The organism is Legionella quateirensis (genome assembly GCF_001467955.1).
Classification (GTDB): domain Bacteria; phylum Pseudomonadota; class Gammaproteobacteria; order Legionellales; family Legionellaceae; genus Legionella; species Legionella quateirensis.
This window is the reverse complement of sequence record NZ_LNYR01000027.1, coordinates 1-430: the sequence shown is the minus strand read 5'-3', so window position 1 is coordinate 430 and position 430 is coordinate 1. Positions and strand designations below refer to the sequence as shown.

Genomic DNA, 430 nt, shown 5'->3' with positions numbered 1-430 from the left:
GCACTGTGCCGTTGGCTACCGTTACGGTGTTGCCTGCGGTAATAGCTGTACCATCAATCGCAGTGATGGTATGGCCTGCGCTTTCAAAGGTATCATTGGCATTCACATCAAGATTAGCCACCGTGTCTTCATTCAAGGTTATGGCATCGTTGGCAATATCCACAACGGGTGTCACCGTAATAGCAATGTTATCCGTATCACTTAAGGCGCCATCACTGGTGACTATAGTTAAGCTGTCAGCACCGTTGTAATCGGCAATAGGTTGGTAACTTAAACCATCCAAAGCCGTGGTAATTGCAGCAGGAGATCCCGTTAAGGTCACACTGCCCGTTCCGTTATTCGTAATCGTAACCCCTGCCGTTGCCAAAGCCGTTAAGCTGCCGTGTGCTACAGAAATCGTGGTGGTCACAGAAGCGCTGTCTATATCGGT

1 protein-coding gene is annotated in these 430 nt (G+C 49.1%); it reads right to left on the bottom strand.

Annotated elements, in window-relative coordinates:
• Window positions 1-430: hypothetical protein (locus Lqua_RS18350; protein ID WP_202972751.1), on the bottom strand; the 430-nt coding region annotated here is incomplete at both ends.